Origin of the sequence: Pseudoalteromonas nanhaiensis (assembly GCF_051235485.1) — a bacterium.
GTDB classification, from domain to species: Bacteria; Pseudomonadota; Gammaproteobacteria; order Enterobacterales; family Alteromonadaceae; genus Pseudoalteromonas; species Pseudoalteromonas lipolytica_C.
This window is the reverse complement of sequence record NZ_JBPNYQ010000026.1, coordinates 37,540-58,852: the sequence shown is the minus strand read 5'-3', so window position 1 is coordinate 58,852 and position 21,313 is coordinate 37,540. Positions and strand designations below refer to the sequence as shown.

At 38.4% G+C, this 21,313-nt stretch carries 17 protein-coding genes and 1 tRNA gene; 17 read left to right on the top strand and 1 reads right to left on the bottom strand.

Annotated features, from left to right (window positions below):
• Nucleotides 1-492: 492 nt before the first annotated feature.
• Together ACSFVZ_RS17740 and nagP are read left to right on the top strand one after the other, a co-directional pair.
• Complete coding sequence (locus ACSFVZ_RS17740) at nucleotides 493-3,141, top strand: beta-N-acetylhexosaminidase (protein ID WP_435559347.1); 2,649 nt, start codon at nucleotides 493-495, stop codon at nucleotides 3,139-3,141.
• Between the two features lie 407 nt (nucleotides 3,142-3,548).
• Nucleotides 3,549-4,832, top strand: a complete 1,284-nt coding sequence (gene nagP / locus ACSFVZ_RS17735; protein ID WP_435559346.1) for an N-acetylglucosamine MFS transporter NagP — start codon at nucleotides 3,549-3,551, stop codon at nucleotides 4,830-4,832.
• A gap of 534 nt (nucleotides 4,833-5,366) precedes the next feature.
• Here the strand turns inward: nagP and ACSFVZ_RS17730 are convergent.
• A tRNA-His gene (locus tag ACSFVZ_RS17730) sits at nucleotides 5,367-5,442 on the bottom strand.
• Nucleotides 5,443-5,721: 279 nt separating this feature from the next.
• Here ACSFVZ_RS17730 and ACSFVZ_RS17725 point away from each other — a divergent pair.
• The 15 genes from ACSFVZ_RS17725 to ACSFVZ_RS17655 all read left to right on the top strand — a co-directional run bounded on the left by ACSFVZ_RS17725 (nucleotide 5,722) and on the right by ACSFVZ_RS17655 (nucleotide 21,082).
• Entirely contained in the window at nucleotides 5,722-6,540 is an 819-nt protein-coding gene (locus ACSFVZ_RS17725; RefSeq protein WP_054563554.1) for a mechanosensitive ion channel family protein, read from the top strand.
• Nucleotides 6,541-6,575: 35 nt separating this feature from the next.
• A complete protein-coding gene (locus ACSFVZ_RS17720) occupies nucleotides 6,576-7,355 on the top strand; it encodes a DUF481 domain-containing protein (protein ID WP_435559345.1) in 780 nt (259 codons plus the stop codon).
• 105 nt (nucleotides 7,356-7,460) lie between these two features.
• Entirely contained in the window at nucleotides 7,461-10,142 is a 2,682-nt protein-coding gene (locus tag ACSFVZ_RS17715; RefSeq protein WP_435559344.1) for an SLBB domain-containing protein, read from the top strand.
• Nucleotides 10,143-10,156: 14 nt separating this feature from the next.
• A complete protein-coding gene (locus ACSFVZ_RS17710) occupies nucleotides 10,157-11,191 on the top strand; it encodes a nitroreductase family protein (protein ID WP_435559343.1) in 1,035 nt (344 codons plus the stop codon).
• A 75-nt stretch (nucleotides 11,192-11,266) separates the two neighbouring features.
• Complete coding sequence (gene gspG / locus ACSFVZ_RS17705; RefSeq protein WP_435559342.1) at nucleotides 11,267-11,662, top strand: type II secretion system major pseudopilin GspG; 396 nt, start codon at nucleotides 11,267-11,269, stop codon at nucleotides 11,660-11,662.
• Nucleotides 11,662-13,317 (top strand): GspE/PulE family protein, encoded by a 1,656-nt coding sequence (locus tag ACSFVZ_RS17700; RefSeq protein ID WP_135926223.1) that lies wholly within the window; start codon nucleotides 11,662-11,664, stop codon nucleotides 13,315-13,317. The genes gspG and ACSFVZ_RS17700 overlap by 1 nt, the downstream gene beginning before the upstream one ends.
• Entirely contained in the window at nucleotides 13,317-14,516 is a 1,200-nt protein-coding gene (locus ACSFVZ_RS17695) for a type II secretion system F family protein (RefSeq protein ID WP_435559341.1), read from the top strand. Before ACSFVZ_RS17700 ends, ACSFVZ_RS17695 begins: the two co-directional genes overlap by 1 nt.
• Nucleotides 14,500-14,901, top strand: a complete 402-nt coding sequence (locus ACSFVZ_RS17690) for a type II secretion system protein (protein ID WP_135923339.1) — start codon at nucleotides 14,500-14,502, stop codon at nucleotides 14,899-14,901. The genes ACSFVZ_RS17695 and ACSFVZ_RS17690 overlap by 17 nt, the downstream gene beginning before the upstream one ends.
• Nucleotides 14,894-15,301 carry a type II secretion system protein gene (locus tag ACSFVZ_RS17685; RefSeq protein WP_135923340.1) on the top strand — a complete coding sequence of 136 codons (408 nt, stop codon included), beginning with the start codon at nucleotides 14,894-14,896 and terminating at the stop codon, nucleotides 15,299-15,301. Before ACSFVZ_RS17690 ends, ACSFVZ_RS17685 begins: the two co-directional genes overlap by 8 nt.
• Complete coding sequence (locus ACSFVZ_RS17680; protein ID WP_135923341.1) at nucleotides 15,295-15,999, top strand: prepilin-type N-terminal cleavage/methylation domain-containing protein; 705 nt, start codon at nucleotides 15,295-15,297, stop codon at nucleotides 15,997-15,999. Before ACSFVZ_RS17685 ends, ACSFVZ_RS17680 begins: the two co-directional genes overlap by 7 nt.
• The gene (locus ACSFVZ_RS17675; RefSeq protein ID WP_135923342.1) at nucleotides 15,999-16,898 is read left to right on the top strand and encodes a type II secretion system minor pseudopilin; all 900 of its coding nucleotides are present in this window, start codon (nucleotides 15,999-16,001) and stop codon (nucleotides 16,896-16,898) included. The genes ACSFVZ_RS17680 and ACSFVZ_RS17675 overlap by 1 nt, the downstream gene beginning before the upstream one ends.
• Entirely contained in the window at nucleotides 16,885-17,991 is a 1,107-nt protein-coding gene (locus tag ACSFVZ_RS17670) for a hypothetical protein (protein ID WP_435559340.1), read from the top strand. The genes ACSFVZ_RS17675 and ACSFVZ_RS17670 overlap by 14 nt, the downstream gene beginning before the upstream one ends.
• Nucleotides 17,981-18,544, top strand: a complete 564-nt coding sequence (locus tag ACSFVZ_RS17665; RefSeq protein WP_421967872.1) for a hypothetical protein — start codon at nucleotides 17,981-17,983, stop codon at nucleotides 18,542-18,544. The genes ACSFVZ_RS17670 and ACSFVZ_RS17665 overlap by 11 nt, the downstream gene beginning before the upstream one ends.
• The gene (locus ACSFVZ_RS17660; RefSeq protein WP_135923345.1) at nucleotides 18,541-19,008 is read left to right on the top strand and encodes a hypothetical protein; all 468 of its coding nucleotides are present in this window, start codon (nucleotides 18,541-18,543) and stop codon (nucleotides 19,006-19,008) included. Before ACSFVZ_RS17665 ends, ACSFVZ_RS17660 begins: the two co-directional genes overlap by 4 nt.
• On the top strand, nucleotides 19,001-21,082 hold the full coding sequence (locus ACSFVZ_RS17655; protein WP_435559338.1) for a secretin GspD/PilQ domain-containing protein: 2,082 nt from the start codon (nucleotides 19,001-19,003) through the stop codon (nucleotides 21,080-21,082). Before ACSFVZ_RS17660 ends, ACSFVZ_RS17655 begins: the two co-directional genes overlap by 8 nt.
• Nucleotides 21,083-21,313 lie beyond the last annotated feature (231 nt).

Here is a 21,313-nt window from a genome sequence, read left to right as displayed (position 1 = left end):
AGAGTCCGTATATAAGCCAGCATCTAATCTTTATTTAATAAATACTCCGTTGACAAAAAACGGGGAGTCCATATAAGTACACAGAGGCGCTGCGCGCTACACAGAGAAACCAGTGATCACATAGATATTATGAGGCGCTACGCTTAATAGAAACATCTCTCTTTCTTTTCCTCTGTGCTCTCTATGGCCTCTGTGGTTAGAAAAAGCTCTTTAATTCACAAAGAGAGTAAGAGGCGCTTCGCTTAAGAGATAAATATTTCTTTGTTTTACTCATTCGCTTCTCTTTGTGCAAAAACATTTAAACTACAAACAACACAGTTCCCCTTCAAACTTGCCAGCTTACGGCCTAAAGCTATCAACTCCTCACCTTTATTTTCATAAAATGATAGCGCTGTCATTTTAGTTTTTATATGATAGGAACGAATTATTAACAAAAATGAAAAATAGTACGCAGAAATACCGTACACTCAGGGCATAAACGAGGAGAAAGTAATGGATTTTAAGAAGTCACTATTCGCGGTAATGCTAGCGACTGCGCCTTTAATGGCAAGTGCATCATTAACTCAATCGCAAGTTGATCAGTTTGCGAAAGGCACCGAACTGCTGTTTTCGGTTGAAGATAACTTTCGTAATAAAGATGCGGGCTTTTTAGGAAAAATTACCCTTAATAATGGCTCTAATGTGGCGTTGCCTGCGGGCGAAAGTGACTGGCAGCTTTATATTCACTCAGTTCGTAAAATCTCAACTGAGCATGTCGCGGGCCTAAATATTGAACATGTTAATGGCGATTTACATCGCATCGTACCAACGAGCTCATTTAAAGGTTTAGCCGCAGGTGAAAGCTTGGAGCTGCCATTTGATGCACAAGTTTGGATTGTTGCTTACAGTGACTTTATGCCACGGGCATTTTTTGTTTCAGGTAAGAATAAACCTGCCGTATTTGCTAACACCGACACTGAAGACTTTAAACAGTTTGTTACACCATTTACCCGCGAAAACCAGTTACGTCGTTACAATGAGCCAAAAGATTTATCGGTTTTAGCAACGGCAAAAGTACGCTACGAACGAAATAACGCTGATAAGGTGTCGGTTAGTAAAGATGATGCTTTAAAGCGTATTATTCCGAAGCCTCGTAAAGTTGAGTTTAACCGTGGTAGTGCGACGCTAAACAATAATTGGCAAATTAGTTATCAAGGGCAGCTTAAACACGAAGTTATGGTTTTTATGCAAGACTTACAGGATGACTACGGCATTAGCCTTAAAGCACAGCCTGATCATATCAATGTCGGTAAAGATAAAGTAATTCGCTTAAAAGTTGACCCTAAACTCAATAATGCAAAAGCAGAAAGCTATACCCTTGAGATTGACGATGAAGTTATCACCATCATAGGTAGCGATAACGCCGGTGTGTTTTATGCTATGCAAAGCTTATTGAACCTCATTCCTGCAAACAGCCAAGGCAGTGCCAGTTTACCGCAGTTAGAACTTGAAGATTCACCACGCTATGGCTGGCGTGGCATGCATTACGATAATGGCCGTAACTATCATGGCAAAGAGGCAATGTTCAAGTTAGTTGAGCAAATGGCTCGCTATAAAATGAATAAGCTACACTGGCACTTTTCAGAAGATGAAGGCTGGCGACTTGAGATCCCAGGCTTACCAGAGCTCACTGATGTTGGCGGTTATCGCTGCTTTGATTTAGAAGAGCGCGAGTGTTTATTAACTCAGCTTGGCACTGGGCCATTTAAATCGGGCTCAGGTAATGGTTATTTGAAACGTGATGAGTTTGTTGAGCTATTAAAATTTGCTAAAGACCGCCATATTCAAATCATCCCTGAAGTTGAAGGCCCTGGCCATGCGCGTGCCTCAATCAAAGCGATGGAAGCGCGTTATCACAATATGTTAGAGCAAGCTGAGCAAGCGGCTAAAAACAATATTAAAACTCGCTCTGCAAACAAAGAAATTCAACACATAGATATGGGGCCAGCAACGCAATACTTGCTTACCGACCCTAAAGATACCTCTGTGTACATGACGGTACAAAACTACAAAGATAACTCAATGAATGTGTGTATGGACTCAACCTACGCATTTTTAGATAAAGTGACCTATGAACTTCAGCAGATGTATCGCGAAGCAGGTGTTCAGCTAAAGAACTTGCATATTGGTGGTGATGAAGTCGGTGCTGGTTCGTGGATAGGCTCGCCAATCTGTCAGGCGCTATTTGCCGATCCTAATAACGGTGTATCTGGCCCAGCTGATTTAAAACCTTACTTCACACAACGTGTTGCAACCTTACTTGAAAAGCGCGGTATTTCTCCGGGTATTTGGGAAGATGGCATCATGTATGACCGTGAAAACCCATTTAAACGAGATGAATTTCCTAATAAAACCTTTACCGTTAATACTTGGGATAACATTTGGGAATGGGGCGTTGCCGATAGAGCATACCGCCTAGCAAATGCTGGTTACCAAGTGGTGTTATCACACGGTACGCATTTGTACTTTGACCACCCATACGAAGCAAGCCCACAAGAGCGTGGTTATTACTGGGCTACTCGTTACACAGATACTAAAAAAGCCTTTAATTACATGCCTGATGACGTGTACGCCAATGCCGATTACACCCGCACTCGTGAGCCAATTGTTAATTTAGAAGCGTTGGTGGGTCGCCCGTTACCTAAACTTGAAAAGCCTGAGAATATTTTGGGTATGCAAGGTCAGGTATGGTCAGAAACAATCCGTACAGAAGAGCAAGTATTAGCAATGATCTTCCCGCGTATTTTATCAGTCGCAGAGCGCGCATGGCATAAAGCCGATTGGGAAGGCGAAAACGTCGATAGTAAAAAACAAGCAAAAGACTGGGCTGAGTTCTCAAGTGCTGTAGGTTTAAAAGAGCTTGATAAGTTAGCTAAAGACGGCATCAACCTGCATTTACCAGTACCTGGCGGTGTGATTGAAAATGGTAAATTATATGCCAACAGCGCATTTGCTTATTTGACTATTGAGTACAGTCTAGATAACGGCCAAAGCTGGCAAACTTACGTTGAGCCAGTAAAGGTTGATAATAATGCAAAAGTTGCGTTACGCACCCGCTTGAACGCACAGCAAACCAGCCGCGTAACAGTTGTTGGTGAATAATGTTTTTGCGATAAATAAATGTGACGCTTACAGAAAAACGTAGGCGTCATTTTTTGTTTTCCTCATTCTTTTCTAATTCACTTCTCTTTGTGGAAAAAATTATTGAACCACAGAGTGCACAGAGGCGCTGCGCGCTACACAGAGAAAACCAAATGATCACAAAGAGGATCAGAGAGCGCTGCGCTTAAGAGAAAGTAATGTTTTGGCTCTCTCATTCTCTTCTCATTCACTTCTCTTTGTGAATAAACCTTCGAGCGAAATAAATTTCATGGGTACGGTATCTAAATAAGTATGTCAGCGCTGTCATTTTTGTTGCGATAGTGTTATAAATATTTAATATCTCTTTTATATAATCATCTGAATGAACAGTATTGCAGAATCGCTGTGTGCTGTGAGTGGGAAATGTTATGTCAGAAACGAATAAACAGAGCAGTATTGTGCCAATGGCGATTGTGGCCACACTGTTTTTTATACTGGGTTTTGCTACATGGTTAAATGGCTCATTGATGCCGTTTTTACAGCAAGTTTTGCAGCTTTCACCGTTTCAGGCATCGCTGATTATTTTCTCGTTTTATATCGCAGTGACTTTTACGGCTCTACCTTCAGCAATGATCATCAGAAAGGTAGGCTATAAAAACGGTATGGCGCTAGGTATGGCGACCATGATGGTGGCTGGTTTACTATTTATTCCTGCTGCAAAAACGCAGGTGTTTGCACTATTTTTATTTGCACAGCTTGTGATGGGAGCTGGGCAAACATTGCTACAAACAGCGGTTAATCCATACGTCGTAAGAATTGGCCCAGAAGAATCAGCTGCGGCTCGCGTTAGTATTATGGGTATATTAAATAAAGGTGCGGGTGTTGTTGCTCCAATCGTGTTTACCGCACTGATACTCAGCGATTTTAAAGGCTTTGTAGGTAAAGAGCTTAGCCAAACTGATATTGATGCTATGGCAAATGGTTTAATATTACCGTATTTAGGGATGGCAATTTTTATTGGTATACTTGGTTTTGCGGTTACTAAAATGCCATTGCCAGAGTTGATCGATGATTCTGATGAACAAAAACCGGGGCAAGTAAAAGAAGCGCTGAGCCATCCAAGTCTTGCATTAGGCATTGTGGCACTTTTTGTTTATGTGGCCGTTGAAGTAATTGCCGGTGATACGATTGGTAGCTTTGCGTTGTCATTAGGTGTTGAAAAATATAGTGTAATGACATCATACACTATGGGTTGTATGGTGCTAGGTTACTTTTTAGGGGTGTTACTTATCCCACGCGTGTTATCACAGCAAGCAGCGTTGACTATTTCTGCTGTATTAGGTTGTGTGTTAACTCTAGCGATTGTTACTGGTAATAATGAAACTGTATTTATATCAACACTGTTTGGCCTAAAATCGGTACTGCCTGATACACTATTGCTCATTGCTGTGCTAGGCTTTGCTAACGCCATTGTATGGCCTGCAGTTTGGCCGTTAGCATTATCTGGTTTAGGCAAGCTAACTAGTGTAGGCTCAGGTCTACTTATAATGGGCATAGCTGGTGGCGCATTCGGCCCGTTATTTTGGGGTTTGGCAAGTGGCGGCGTAAAAAGCGCAGAAGCACAACAAATGGCTTATATTGTAATGTTGCCTTGTTATTTATTCATACTTTTCTATGCTGTTAAAGGTCACAAGATGAAAAGTTGGAAGTAATTATGGGTTTGAGGTTAGGTGTAAAGTGCACAGCCTTGAACTTTGAAAGCATTTCTAGTAAATAGAAATAATCCCGTGTGTAATGCCACCGAAAGGTGGCATTTTTTTGCCTGCAGTTTAAGAGCCGCGCTACACAGAGAAACCAAATTATCACAAAGAGATTATGAGACGCTTCGCTTAAGAGAAAGTAATATTGTGGTTTCCTCGTTCACTTCTCTTTGTGCATATTGTGCAAAAACATTTGAACCACAGAGAGCACAGAGGCGCTGCGCGCTACACAGAGAAAACCAAATGATCACAAAGAGGATAAGAGGGCACTTCGCTTAGAGGAAAACAAAAAAGCATTATTATTACTTCCTCATTTTCTTCTCATTCACTTCTCTTTGTGCAAAAGAAGTATTGAACCACAAACAACCCCGAACAGCCAAAGCTGACAGCTTTTAGAATTGAAATTAGTCGATGAAGATAAAACTAAATCTTGAGATTAAAATAGAAAATATTAGTGAAATATAGGGATTTACTAAGGGGGAAGAGTGGGGCGACTGATGGGGCTTGAACCCACGACAACCGGAATCACAATCCGGGGCTCTACCAACTGAGCTACAGCCGCCACTGAGATACACCTCGTTTGGTGTGGCGCGCATATTACATAATTAAGTTTAGCTTGTGAAGCCCTAAATTGAAAAAAGTAGAAAAAACTTACTTGCCTCAGAAAATTCAGAATCGTCACCTTGGTCAGCGGGCGTTCAGTTTTGCAGATTAGACTTGCGTTTTTTGTAATTAGGCAAATACTCATTTCTTAGTTTTGCGCGTAATTTAATGATTTTTTAACCAAAGATCATATATAATTTGTACAGCGTTATGCTAAAAATGAACTTCAGGAGAGAACATGGATACAATAATGAACTGGATCAACGAGAATTCAGGTTTAATCATACATTACGCCGTTCAGGCGGTTCTAGCGCTAATCATTTTCTTCATCGGTGGTCGCATCGCTAAATTCTGCGAAGGCTTAACCGAAAAAGCATTTGATAAAAAGAAAGTAGATAAAGCTGTAGGTTCATTTGTTGCTAGTATTGTCTATGCAATTGTATTTGCTGCAACAATCTTAATGGCACTATCTCAATTAGGTATTGAGACAACGTCATTCATTGCTATCTTAGGTGCGGCTGGTTTAGCAGTAGGTTTAGCATTGCAAGGTTCACTGTCTAACTTTGCATCAGGTGTTTTAATCATTTTACTTCGCCCATTCAAATCAGGTGACTATGTAGAAGCTGGCGGTAAAGCTGGCACAGTTAAGAAAATCGAAATTTTCTCTACAGAATTGCGTACACCTGATAACAAAGTAATTATCATGCCTAACTCATCAATTATGGGCAGCCCAATTACCAATTTCTCTCGAGAATCAACTCGTCGTATCGATTTAGTAATCGGTGTTGGTTACGATGCAGACTTAAAAGAAGCAAAAGCAGTTCTTAAATCAGTGTTAGATAAAGAAGAGCGCTTATTAAAAGACCCAGCATACACAGTAGCTGTATCTGAACTTGCAGATTCAAGCGTAAACTTTGTCGTTCGCCCATGGGTTAACTCAGCTGATTACTGGCCAACGTATTTCGATCTAATGGAAAACATTAAGATCGCATTAGATGATGCCAACATCACCATCCCATTCCCGCAAATGGATGTTCATTTGCATAAAGAAGACTAATAAGTCGAACTTAAAGTAGTAAAGGTTATTTTTTAATGAAATTAAAAGCTTTATCAATTCTAGTTGCAGCCTCAGCTGCAACTAGCGCATTCGCAGCAGATGAAACTAAAACTTGGGATGTAACCAGTGAGTTAGGTGCTATTGTAACAAGCGGTAACACTGAAACAACCACACTAAAAGGTGGTATCAAGGTTTTACATAACCTAGAAAACTGGAATAACGAGTACAAGTTAGACGGTCTTTATAAAGAAGATGAGATCGAAAACGACCAAGGTGTTAAAGAAACACAACGTACTAACGAAAAGTACTCAATCTCAGCGCAAGGTAACTACAAGTTAAACGAAAAGCACTCACACTTATTCATCTACGGCTCGCACGTATCTGATTACTTTGGTGCATACCGCAACGAGTCAGTTATCTCAGCGGGTTATGGTTTACGTTTAATCGACCGCTCTGACATGTGGCTTAATGCTGAAGTCGGTCCGGGTTATAAGTACTTCCAATACCCAGATGACAGCACTGAAGTTGATGACAACGGTAATTCGCTTGCTGGTGAGCGCGAAGGCGAACTAATCGCACTAGGTAAAGTTGATTACAACTGGCAAATTTCAGACAGCGCACGTTTTACTCAGTTAGTATCAGTTGAATACGGTGATACCAACACCAAAACACGTTCAGAGTCTGCAATTCTTGCTAAAATCAACGGCTCACTGCAAATGAAAGTGGCATATAACATCACCCACAACTCAGATGTTGCCGATGACAAAGAAAACACAGATACCGAAACGTCATTGACGCTTGTGTATAGTTTCTAATTTTTAAGTTAATAATAAATGGGTAAACTTGTTTACCCATTTTTTTTGCTTATAAAATGATGTAGTATGCCGCGGCTATCTTTATTTTCTTAGAAGGGAAACTTTGTGAAGTTTTTTAGACTTGTAATCGCTCTTTTTATCTCGCTTATATTCATAACTGAGGCTCATTCAGTCACTCCAACTAAGCAACAAATAGAACAATTTAAAAAGCTACCTAAGTCGCAACAAGAAGCGCTCGCTAAGAAATATGGCTTGGATCTTAGTATGTTGGATTCAACAGGTCAAAACGCGAATCAGTTAGAAAATGAAAATACTGATACTGTTTTGTCTCGAGGGATGTTTGACGATAATAAAGATAACAAAGAAATTACAGAAGAAGATAAGTTTAAACCTGAAGAAGATAAGCTTAAACCATTCGGTTATGAACTTTTTTCTGGTGAACCAACCACGTTTGCACCGTCAGAAAGTGCTCTAGTGCCTGATTCTTATATTGTTGGTCCAGGTGATACTTTCTCAGTTAGCTTATTTGGTAAAGAATCTTCTACAGAAGAAGTTGTAATAGACCGTGAAGGCCGCTTAACAATTAATAAACTTAAGCCAGTCACAGTTAGTGGTATGCAATACAGTGATGTAGTTGAACTTATTAAAGCTAAAGTTAAACAAGAGGTTATTGGTACTGAAGCTTTTGTATCAATGGGCAAAACACGCTCAATCCGTATTATGGTTTTAGGTGAGGCATACAAGCCTGGTGCTTATACTGTTCCTTCATTAGCTTCAATTACCCATGCGTTATTCGTGAGTGGTGGTGTATCAGAGATTGGTTCTCTTCGAAATATACAACTAAAGCGTGCAGGAAAGACAGTAACAACTCTCGACTTATATAACCTGTTGATAAAAGGTGATAGTAGTAATGATGTCATTTTAAAGCCGGGGGATGTTGTGTTTATTCCACCTGTTGGTATGCAGGTGAGCGTTAAAGGTGAAGTACGTAGACCTGCCATTTTTGAGCTTAAAAAAGATGAGTCTAGTCAAGATTTAATAGCAATGGCTGGCGGTTTTAATGCCGCTGCATATCCGCAGAAAACAGTTGTAGAGCGTTATACTGGTAATAGCTCGAGAACAGTTCTGCAACTTAACTTATCTAATAAAAATGCGTATAAACCAAATGATGGTGATGTAATTCGTGTTCCATCTTCTAGCCAAGAGCTTGATAACGCTGTGACCCTGCTTGGTGCTGTTGCTCATCCTGGCAATTATGCTTGGCATGAAGGAAAAAAAGTGAGCCAGCTATTTGGTTCACTTAAAACTGATTTATTGCCAATTGCTGATTATGACTATTCTTTAATTGTCCGAGAAATTAATCTTCGTGGTGATATAGAGGTACATCAATTTTCACTTCTAAAAGCGATAAGTGGAGAAGAAGACCTAGAATTAAAACCTCGAGATATTGTGGTTGTATTTAGCCGCTTCCAATCTTTAGAAAATGAAGAAAATGCGCTTACCGGTATGGCGTTAACTCAAGAGCAGTTAAAGCAACAAGAAAAAATCAAGCTTTGGGATGAGTACGAAGAGCGCAAATTCTATGAGTTTATTGATCTTGGTACAGCCTTGGATAAAGAGCTTGCAGAGTCTTTAGTAGAAGAAGCTAATCAGGAAGTGCTATCAATAACTGAGCTGTTGACTAACAAAGAAGAGTTGAAAGAAGATGAATACGCAGTATTTAGCCGTAAAAAGCTGTTAAAGCCTATTCTTTCTAAGTTGAATCAGCAAGCTACAAAAGACAGTGGACTTCAAATTATTGGCGTGCGTGGCGAAGTATTTTATGAAGGAGTTTATCCTCGCCCTGTAAATGCTAATGTGGGTGATGCAATTATTGCTGCTGGCGGTTTAAAAGAGTCAGCATATCTTCAAAATGCAGAAATTACGCGCTATAAAGAAAATTCTGTACTTGAGCACATTAGTGTCGATTTATCCAGCTTAAAAGATAAAAGCTCAATCAGTAAATATGAGTTAAAGAGCAAAGACACGATCAACATTTATCCAATTCCGAATTGGCAGCAAGATCGAAAAATCAACATTATTGGTGAGGTAAAATTCCCTGGTGTTTACAGTATAGCTAAAGGTGAAACGCTATCTAGTGTTATTGAGCGTGCTGGAGGCTTCACTGAGTTTTCATTCCCTGAAGGCGCTATTTTTACTCGAGAATCTATTCGTTTACAACAGCAGCAGCAATTAAATAAAATATCTGAAGACTTGAGAAGAGATATTGCCTCTAAGAGTTTTAACAGCTCAATAACTGATGCTTCTTTATCATATCAAGATATGAATAGCTTACTTACAGATCTTGCTAAAGTTAAAGCCGTTGGTCGATTAGTTATTGACTTACCTTCGATTGTTAATGGAAAGCGCCGTTTAGAAGTAGAAGATAGTGATGTTTTATATGTTCCTTCTAAGCGTAATAGTATTAATGTTGTCGGTGAGGTTAATTTCTCAGGCTCTCATCTATTTCAAGATGAGTTATCACTTGATGATTATTTAAATCGAAGTGGTGGTCTTAAACAGCGCGCTGATGAAGAGCGTATTTATATCATCAAAGCAAGCGGTTTAATTGAAGTTCCTGATGCAGGCTCTTGGTTTGCAGTTAACAATGACTTCCAGCTGTCACCAGGCGACACAATTGTTGTTCCACTCGATACGGATTACATTGATAATTTGACCCTTTGGAGCTCTGCAACACAAATTATGTATCAAATGGGTGTAGCTGTTGCAGCAATAAGCTCACTGTAATTAGTTAGAATTTGATGAAAACAACGGTAATCAAATTATTAAAAAAGGTAATAGAGCAACTTCAAGCTGCTGTATTACCTTTATGTAGTAAATCAGCTATTTTATCTGGACTTTACTTTACCTTTTTCTCACGGGACTTTTTCTATGAGCATCAAGCCATACTGAAAGCGCGTTTAGCGTATAAAAAACAGCAAGGCATGCATGGGAAATCAAGTGCATTATTGCGTAGAAATATTCATCGCTTAGAGAAAGGGTTAATAATGCAACCTAGACGAAATGTTTTTGCCCTTGAATATATAACTGAAACAGTAAGTGCTTATCGTGTCGCATTAAATGCCCAAGAGGTAGAGCTATCGGAGCTACAGTGGGCAAATGATGTTTTAACTGAATACTTTTCTGTTGTGGATAAAAATCACCCTGTGATCGATGAGAGTTATTTACTATTCAGCCAGCTACAAACTTTAGAGTTAACCTCAAAAAAGCCATTTTTTTATCGGCAAAAAGCTCCTCAAAAAGTTAGCTATGAGGATTTTTTAACATTAACAAAATTTCGTACGTCGGTCCGGTGGTTTGAAGCACAAAATGTCGAAATAGAAAAAATAGAAAAAGCATTAGCAGCAGCACTTCAAGCACCGAGTGCGTGCAATAGGCAGCCTTTCGAATTTTACTCTATTACAGAACAACCTTTGCTTAGCAAATTGGCTAATTTACCTGGCGGCACGGCAGGGTTCGCAGACAATATCCCGCATTTAATTGCTGTAGTTGGAGATTTATCTTATTACCCACTTTCACGAGATCGCCATGTTATATATATCGACGGTTCGCTAGCATCAATGCAGTTTATGTTAGCACTTGAAACTTTAGGGTTAAGCAGTTGTCCTATCAACTGGCCTGAGCTTATCACCCTAGATAAAAGAGTCGCTAAGTTACTTAATTTACCGCAGTACAAGCGTGTTGTTATGTTCATTGCTGTAGGTTACCCATCCAATTCAGGAATGATACCTTATTCTGATAAAAAGCAAGCTAAAGACATTCTAAAACATGTTTAAGACATATTAATTCGTTATATCGACAGCTTTTTTCCCGCTTGATATACTCGAAAAAGTTAAATTTAAGGAGTTCTCATGAAAAAAAATAAAGGTTTCAGTTTAATGGAACTAATGATAGTTCTTATCATACTTGGGCTGTTAGGTTCACTAGTCGCTCCTAAATTATTTTCAAAGGTAAGTTCATCTAAAGTTAAAACCGCGATTGCTCAAATGCAAATGTTTGAAACAGCAATTGATACATACCGTCTAGACATGGGGACTGTACCTCCATCTCTTCAAGCATTACGAAAAAGTGACTCAGCAAATTGGGATGGACCATATTTGCCAAAAGACATTCCTCTAGACCCGTGGGGTAAAGAGTACATCTATAAGGTGCCTGGTGAAAATGGCTCTCCTTACAGCATTATGAGTTATGGACTTGACGGCCAACCTGGTGGTGAAGGTGAAAACGAGGATGTAATTCATAAATGATGGAGCTAAGCCAATTACTTGCTGAACAATTTAAAATATCTGCGGCTGACATAGATAAAGCTAAGTCATATCAAAGTCGCTATGATGGCAGGCTAGAACAAATTTTAGTTAATATGGGCTGCTTGACAGAAGAGGACTTAGCACCACTTTACAGCAAGTTATTAGGCTACCCTCTTTTTAATGCTGAAGATTATCCAAATTGGCAACTACCTGAAGACATCAATGTCGAAATACTTCGAGCGTTAAAAGAGCTTGATTGTGTTTTACTCGAGGCCAATGAGGTATGGACTATTGCATGTAAAGATCCATTATCTTTGTCACTTGCACAATTTATACAGCAACATAATGTTGATGTTATTATTTTGGTTGCAACAGAAGCTCAGCTTCAAACTTTCTTTTATGAAATTCAAAGTTCATCAGAGAATAGTGTTGAAGAAGATGAGTTAACAGGTGACGAGGAGGCAAGATTAAGAGAGTTAGCTTCAGAAGCTCCTACGGTTAACCTTTTAAACTCACTGATAACGAAAGCATTAGCTAGAGGTGCTTCTGATATGCATCTTGAGCCGCATCAAGGGCGCTTTCGCGTTAGATATCGAATTGATGGGGTCTTACATGAGGTTGATAAGTTAGCTCCAAAAATGCAGCTTCCTATCACAACTCGACTTAAAATACTTTCTGGAATGGACATTGCTGAAAAGCGCCGACCTCAGGATGGAAAAATAGAACTACGCATAGCCAATCAAGAGCTTGATATTCGTGTTTCTGCTTTGCCATTGAACGATGGTGAAAGTATTGTTTTGCGTTTCCTGCTTAAAGACTCGATTCGTTATGATATGTCTGTTCTTGGGCTTTCCAATGATACACAAAGTCTAATTCAGCAAGACTTACGTAAAACAACAGGTGTAATCTTGTTAACTGGGCCTACAGGCTCAGGTAAAACAACAACACTTTATACATTCTTGAATGAGCTTAATCGTCCAGACGTAAAAATCATTACATTAGAAGACCCAGTTGAGTATCAGTTAGAGGGGGTTAACCAAGTACAAGTTAATAACGATATCGGTTTTAACTTTGCCGCAGGTTTGCGCTCTATAGTACGACAAGATCCAGATATTATCATGGTGGGTGAGATACGTGATGCAGAAACAGCACGTATCGCTTTGCAGTCGGCACTAACTGGGCATTTAGTATTCAGTACTGTGCATACAAATGATGCTGCAAGTGCTTATACGCGTTTACTTGACTTAGGTGTCGAAGAATTTTTACTAAATGCGGCTCTAGTTTCTGTTGTCGCGCAACGTTTGGCTAGACGTTTATGCCAACACTGTGCTGAGCCCTTAGAAGATACTAGCGAATTGCTTTCTCAGTATCCATTAGAGCAGGTAGCTAAAAACGCAGCAATTAGTGAATTAAATATTAAACAGGCTGTAGGCTGTGAGCATTGCAATCATACTGGGTTCAAAGGCCGAATCGCTATAAATGAATATCTTCGTTGTGATGATGAAATTAAGCAATTACCTAAAAACGATCAATTTATATCTCGTGCGCAAGCCCATAATGCACAGCTAAAGCGACGTAATTTAATGCAAGATGGTTTGTATAAAGTAATTACTGGCGTAACCACCATTGATGAAGTTCTACGAGTAGCTGGCTAATGGAATTTGAATACAAAGCCATTGATAACCAAGGCACGCGTCATCAAGGTGTTGTTAGTGCAACTAACCAAGCAGATGCACAAAAAAAGCTCTTAACAGAAGGGCTCAATGCATTATCGATTAAGCCCATTGATAATACAAAAAGTATTAGCAGTCTGTTCTCGCAAAAAGTAACCCTTGATCAACTCGAGTTTTTTACGAGTGAGCTAGCTCTACTTTTAGAAAGTGGAATTCGCGTAGATCGCGGAATTGATATTATTAAAAAAGCAAATGGTCATCCTGCATTGACACGTTTGTTAAGCCAAATTTCTGCATCTTTAAAAAAAGGTGCCTCGTTAAGCGAAGCGTTCTCACAGCATGAGCAGCTGTTTGGTCCTTTGTATATTAGCCTACTTAAAATAGGTGAAACGTCAGGAAATCTACCAGAAGTTTTACAGCGCTTATCAAACGACTTAAAGTTTCAAAAAGATTTACGTTCTCAAATAAGCACCGCATTAACTTATCCTAGCGTTATATTCTTTGTTTGTATCATGGCGGTTTATTTTGTGCTTACATTCATTGTCCCCAAAATGTCAGGTATTTTTACTGACCTTAGCCAAGCTCCCTGGTACACACAAATGATTATTAATGTCAGTAATTTTTTTGTGGATTATCAAGTGATTATTATCAGTGGGATTGTTGCGGCAATTACAGGTTTGACATATGGCTTAAAGCAACCTGAAGTGAAAAACTGGTTTTATGTCAAAGTATCGCGCTTACCTGGCATTGGGAGTGTAATTTTAACGGCTGAGCGTATCCGTTTTTCCCAATCAATGGCAATGATGTTAGAAGCTGGTTTACAGCTAGATACAACACTGGAGCTGACAGCCAACACTTTAAAACATCCAGAATTAAAACGAGATGCCAAACTAGCACTTAAGCAGCTAAAAACCGGTAAACAGTTGAGCCAAGTGTTAGAAAAAACACGCATATTTCCAGACTTTTTTCTATCGATAATCAAAGTTGGCGAAGAAACAGGGCGTTTACCAAGAGTTTTTTCAGAAGTTGCTCAGCGTAGTAAATCTGAATTGGAAGGAATTATTAAAAAGCTGACCACTATGCTAGAACCTATAATGCTTATTTTTATGGGTGGTTTTGTTGGTGGTATCGTAATCACTATGTTGATGAGTATGGTATCAATTAATGATGTCCCCTTTTAAAATCAAAGGATTCTCTCTCATTGAGCTAATGGTCGTTATGGCAATAATGGCTGTTTTAATGGGGTTGACGGGCGGTGTTATTGTTAAGAATGTTGCTCAACAGACTCGTTTAGTTGAGCTTGAAAAAACCCAAAATTACTTCAAAATGCTGAGTTATAAGGCATATTATGGCGGCTATCCTATAAAGGTTGATCTTGATGGCAGCATGTTCAAAATCAGTATTGCCGATCAAGTCACGAATCTTGAATTTGAAGAACTTGAGTTTGAAAAGTCAAGTTATACCATAAACACAAAATCAGCCATTATGCCGAACTCCTTCACTGTAAAGTGGAATGAAACTAGTCGTGAATTTCCAATAAATACAATGTTCAAGCCTTATGAATAAAAATAAAGGGTTTACGCTGCTTGAAGTATTAATCGCGGCGATTATTTTGTTTACAGCATTAGCTTTAGCGAGTGAAATTTTTAAAAGTGCTACATTATCAACTGATATTGCAGTTAAAAATGCCAAGTACTTCCAAATCACCCCTTCAGCTATCACTGCTATAAAATTCGATCTGCGAAGTAAAGTAAAAAATCGCGACATACCAGAAGCAGATGGTGAATTGGAGTTATTTGGTATTTATTACTCTTGGCAAGCAAATCGAGAAACTTTTAATAGCCCGCCGACAGATGAGTTATCTGATTTTTCAGAGCGAAACCGTTTCTCAATTTACAATGTAGATATACTTGCTAAAAGTGCAGGCCGAGAAAGAGAGTTCTCTTTTAAGGTTGCAACATGGTGAGAATACAAAGTAAACAAACTGGCTTTACATTAATCGAGCTTTTGTTAGCTACAAGTGTATTGATGCTAGTGTTATATGCAGGATATTTTGGCTATGGTTTGTACACTCAAAAATGGCAGACAAGAACCAACTACTTTTGGCAGCAAAGCCAACAAGCACTTGCATTCGATGCAATTACTCGAGTCTTTGAATCAGCAAGCACATACGTTGTTGAATCGGATAAAAACGAGCCTGCACAATATTTTTCAGGTGACAAAGAAAGAGTCATATTTATAAGCACTTCACCTTTATTTAACCATGAAGCTTCTGTCGTAGAATTTAAGATACTACAAAATGATGGAGTTTATTCACTCGTATATAATGAGGCTTCAATGAGAAATAACTTACTGTTGAAACAATCTGATGTTATTGAGTGGGAACATCAAGTTACGTTGCTTGAGAACTTAAAAAGAATCTCTTTTGTTTATTATGGGTGGTCTGGCTTAGATGAGGTTTCTAGAAACTACAAAGAAGATAATGTAAATAGTCAAACTAAGCCACAGCTTTATGCCAAACATGTTATGGAAGATATTCGTATATTACCAATTAGCTTAACACTCGAAATAGAAGGGCATGAGGGAGAGCGAAGTCATTTTCCTGTAGCTCTACCAGAAGAAGCTTTCTCTGTTCTGATCGATTACTTAAGGTTAGAAATATAATGCAGTTCCAAAGAGGTATTGCTCTGGTGCAGGTACTGATAATTACTCTTGTCCTAAGTACCCTTGGGTTATATATAATAAAATCCTCGAGAGAACAGGTCGCCACAACGTTCGAAATTAAGGAAGCGTTGTCTTTGCGTATAAAAATTGAAAATACCGAGGCTCGAGTTATTAATGCGCTATTAAGTCAGTTTCGGATTCAAAACGTAACAAATGAATCTGACATCGCCAAAAACTGGAATTTTTATAATAAACCTTTTGAAGTAGAGGGGGTTTCAGTCCAACTTCAAGACTTAAACGGCTTAATTAGCTTGAATGTTGCAGATTTACAACTACTTAAAGATGTTCTGATGAAGTTAAATGTTTCGCCATCTGAGAGTGATATATTTATTGATTCGCTAGCTGATTGGAAAGATGAAAATGACCTTAAAAGATTGAATGGAGCTGAAAGGGCATATTATGAATCGCAAGATATGCCAGGTCCTAGGAATGGTTACTTGCAATCATTGGCTGAAGTTAGTCACATTAGAAATAGCGATATATTAACCCCTCAGCAATGGAGTGAGTATTTTACCGTTGAACATATCACAGGCTTTAACCCGGCAAACGCTCCGGAGCCAATTTTGCAGGCATTTATTAAAAATGATACAACGGTAGCTAATTTAGTTGGACTGCGCGATAATGCAGGATTAAATGGTAATACCTTTTACAGGGAATCAGGCATAGAGCCTGACGAGTTTATTAACTTTCTCCCTGGCGATAGTGTAAAAGTTACTCTAACAGCAAAAAAATCTAATCAACGAGTGTCAAAAAGCTTTACGGCGAAAATAAGAACGCGTTCTTTAACTCGCCCTATTGTTATTACTAATGTTATCTGGAATCAAAATGAAGTTGAGTGAGTTACTTCAAAACGTTAAAAATAAAAAATGGTTGCTCAATAGCATTGCTTACTACCACGAAAATTTATTTTTACTGGCAGCAAGTGAATTCAAGGTAACTGACAAAAGTAAAAAAGTAATCATAGTCTCTCGCCGTAATTATAACGAAAAATGGCAGACTTACCCTTCAGTAAGCTTAAAAGAGTTGAAAGACATTTTAAAGCTTCAAAAAGAGACTTCGAATAGCCTTATAATTGAAAGCTTTTCTAAAAATGAACAGCAAGAGGGCTACGATGTAAAGACGATTACTTTTTCAGAAAAGCTTACCGATGAGTTTTCTAAGCATATACTCATCCCCGAGACTGAATTAATTAATCACTACTATAAAGATCAAAAGGTTGTTATCGAAGCACAGACACCTGCCGGTAATCTATTTTATAGTAAAGTGGAAGGTAAAACGAAAAGTGCATACAAACAAGGTTTAGTATCATCATTAGAATCGTTCTGCTTAAGTATTGGCGTACATAGTGATGTAGCTAAGGTATCGCTTACACAGGACGATTATGCATCTTTGTTAAATGAAGCTATTTTGAATACACCTTTCTTAAGCCTTTATAAAACTGCTGCTTTTGATTTTAAATCGAGCGTAGATTACAAGCTCTTACATAGTCTTTATTATGGGCCGTTAATTTCTGCAGGGATATTCATTGCAGGAGTAAATGCCTTTTATATGTATAAAGCTAACTCTCTAGAAACAACACTATTAAGCTATCAAGGCGGGGTCTCTGAGCTTCTGGAGCAAAAGCAAAAAATTGATCTAGATAAAGTATATGTTGAACAGGTATTACAAGAGTTTGAACTCTACCCTAATGTTCATAGCCATTGGGATATTGCATATAAAGCGATTTCAGAAGGAATGGACATACAGGAGTTTTCTGGTTCTAAATCGAATGTTACACTCAGGGGTTTTGCAGATTCAGCTTCAAGTATTCTTGCGGTCATAAGTGAGTTGCCAATGGTTGAAAGTGCCCAATTTAGTGGTCCCGTCAGGAAATCAGGCAAGAGGGATTACTTTATCATGGAGCTAAAGGTAGTGGGTGAAAATGAAAAGTAACCTTTTAAAATATAAAAATTATCTTTTTGTCTTGTCGGCTTTGATTGTTGCAAATTTTGTATTGGATCCTATGTGGAAAAATATTGAAACGTTGCAGCAAAAAGTTTATTTGGATGAATCCAAAGTAGTTAAGGTTGAAAATTTAATAGCTAATAAAAAGCAAATAGAAAAACAAAGTGGTTTATTATCTATTAATAAGTTGAAGTTACAGCCGTATCTATTTACTGCAAGTACAGAGTCCGAGTTCAAATTAACAGCTCAAGGAAAAATAGAAAAACTGCTGCAAATCAATAATTGCAATGTTGAGCGAATAGGTTGGGCAGGCAAAAATAATATTGATGAGCAATTAGTACGCTGGACATTAGAGGCCCGATTCAGAGGTAATCCGGAATGCGTATTGAATGTATCTAGACAATTAGAAAGCTTAGAGCCAATGGTTAAAATTGCTGATTATTCTTATGCAGGTAAAGAAGTATCAGGGGATAAACAAAATTATATGGTTGTCGCCCTTACTTTGATAATGTGGCAAAACGCAAATGAGGTTGCATTATGAAGTGGCTCATAGCGTTTTTATCTGCTTTAACAGTTGTTGTTCTTTTAAATTCATTAGATATGCCTGAGGATGTGGCTTCTGGGAAAGGTAATGAACTAAAAGAAGTTGGTAAAATTAATTTACGTAATAAACAACCTGAATTAGAAGTAGAAAAACAGTGGTTAAAAAAAGAAATTGAAAAACCTAAAGTAGAAGAAAAGGTAAGTGCACCACAGGAGAAAAAAACAGCATTTCCTGTTTTAGAAATAGAAGGGCAGAAGTACCAACTACTGGGTATATTTAAGCAAAAAATGAAACCTTTTGTGTTATTGAAAAATACTGAAAATAACTTGGTTAAATTACAAGTTGGAGATGAGCTTACTAAAGGTATTTTCTTAGAGAAAGTTACCGCATCAGCGATAATCATCAAAAAAGGTAGCGACACAATTAAATTTAAACTTTTTGAACGTAGTGACAATGGCTAATAAACTTTACAATTTAACCCTTTCAACCTGCTTGGTGTTAGGGGCGACAAGCTGTGCATCGCTTGTAGATCCAAATTCAAGTGTTGAAACAGAAAAAGTAACTGTTTCAGAATCTTATCTTGATTTACCACAAGGTGAACAACGTGAAGAGGCTGTTGAATTAGAGCAAGCAGAGCAGGTAAACGGTAAAACTGAGCGATTGAATCGACTATCAGATTCAAGACAGGCAACAACATTAGAAATCGATTTGTCAAAGTCTTTTTCTCAAAACCCTCAGTTTCAAGTGTCTGTGAATGCATTGCCACTTAATGACTTTATTCATTATGTATTCGGAGAATTGCTTGATACATCCTATATTTTAGAAGCGAGTGTAAAAAGCAACACTACGCCTGTCACTTTAGATTTAAAAGAACAGTTAAGCGCTAAAAAGTTATTTTTACTAGTTCAGCAAATTCTGTCACAGAACAATGTCAGTATTGTTAAAAATGACGGGATTTTTTATCTACATACTAATAATGCAAATACTAAAACTGACAAAGCATTTGGGTTTGGTCGCAATGAAGAAGCGGTACCAAATGTGTCGGGTCAGATAGTTCAACTTGTACCAATTCAGTATGGTATGCAACCTGGCTTACGTAACCTCATTAGTCAATTAGTTGATACTAATAATAGTTATGACGCGTCACAAGCTCTATTAACGATTGAAGGCAAAAGAGAGCAAGTACTCAGAGCGCTTTCGTTAATATCGCTGTTAGATAGCCCTGCAATATATAACAAAGCAACAGCCCTTATTGGGTTTGATTATTTGAGCTCGGAAACTTTCATCAAAAAAGTAACCGAAATACTCAAAGAAGAAGGAATTACAGTTGCCGATGGTGGCCCATATGCAGCGAGTGTGAAGTTTGTTCCTTTAGAGCACTTGGGTAAAGTGGTGGTTTTTGCTAGCAGTGATGAAATTATTGACCGCGTAGCGTTTTGGCGCAAAGAGCTTGATAAACCTGCTGCTGGTGCTGAACAAAGCTTTTACATCTATCACCCTAAATATGCGCGCGCCTCGGATTTAGGGGCAAGTTTAGCTCCTCTTGTTGGTGGTAGCCTTTCTGGTGGAAGTAATCCTTCAAAACAAACTACTAATGAACGAACTTCTTCAGCGAGTACGCGCAATACCGATTCTCAATCACAAAGTGGTAATGAAGTACAGACAGTTGAAGGCGACAACATGCGCCTAGTGGTTGATGAAAGAGCGAATGCACTGATTTTTTACTCTACAGGTCAATATTATCAAGAGCTGCAACCTATTATTAGACAGCTTGATATCATGCCTAAACAGGTCATGATGGAAGTCGTTATTGCTGAAGTTAAATTAACGGGTAGCTTCTCTAAAGGGGTTCAGTATGCAATTCAAAATGGACCATCTACAGGACGTAATGAAAATATTAGTTTCAATACTGAAGGAAAAGGCGGGTTTAGCTATTCAGTAGTTGGGCTTCCGGGTAATGTAAGTATTAACTTATCTCAGACAGATGGTTTGGTAAATGTATTGTCTCGCCCTACATTATTGGTGCGTGATGGCGTTTCTGCCAATATTAACGTAGGTGACGATATACCTACCATAGGTAGTACTACAGATGACCCGCTTGACAGTACTGGAAGACAAACAACAACGATTGAATACCGCCAAACAGGTGTTAATTTAACAGTAACGCCAACAATCAACGCCCAAGGCACTGTGATAATGACTATTGATCAGAGTATTTCAAATGTATCTGATACAGATGGCTCAAGTAGCACCCCTGCATTTTTTGAGCGAACATTAAAAACAGAAGTTGTAGCTGGTAATGGGCAGACTGTGATGTTAGGTGGTTTGATCAGCGAAACTAAATCTAACGGGGCTTCATCAGTGCCATTCTTTGGTACTATCCCTGTGTTAGGGCACCTTTTTAGAACGGACAGTAGCTCAACGGATAAAACAGAATTAGTGATTTTAGTTACGCCAAAAATAGTACAAAATACCGAAGACTGGCAGCGTGTTAAAGAAAGCTTTATTAAAGGTCTAGAAAATCTTAAGTTTTAATGTTTTTTTTAACGAATAATTACTTGAAAAATGACCAGTTAAACGATAATTTAGCTATGTTCAGTGAAAGTTAACTTACGTATTTAAAAAAGCGGTAATAAAACTATAACTGTACGTGCTTTAACAGGCTTACTTAAAATTTCTTAAGTAACTTTTGTCATAAAAATGTTGGTATTGCATGTTACAATACTCAGAAGCTTAAAAACTGAGCCATCAGCATGCAAACGAACA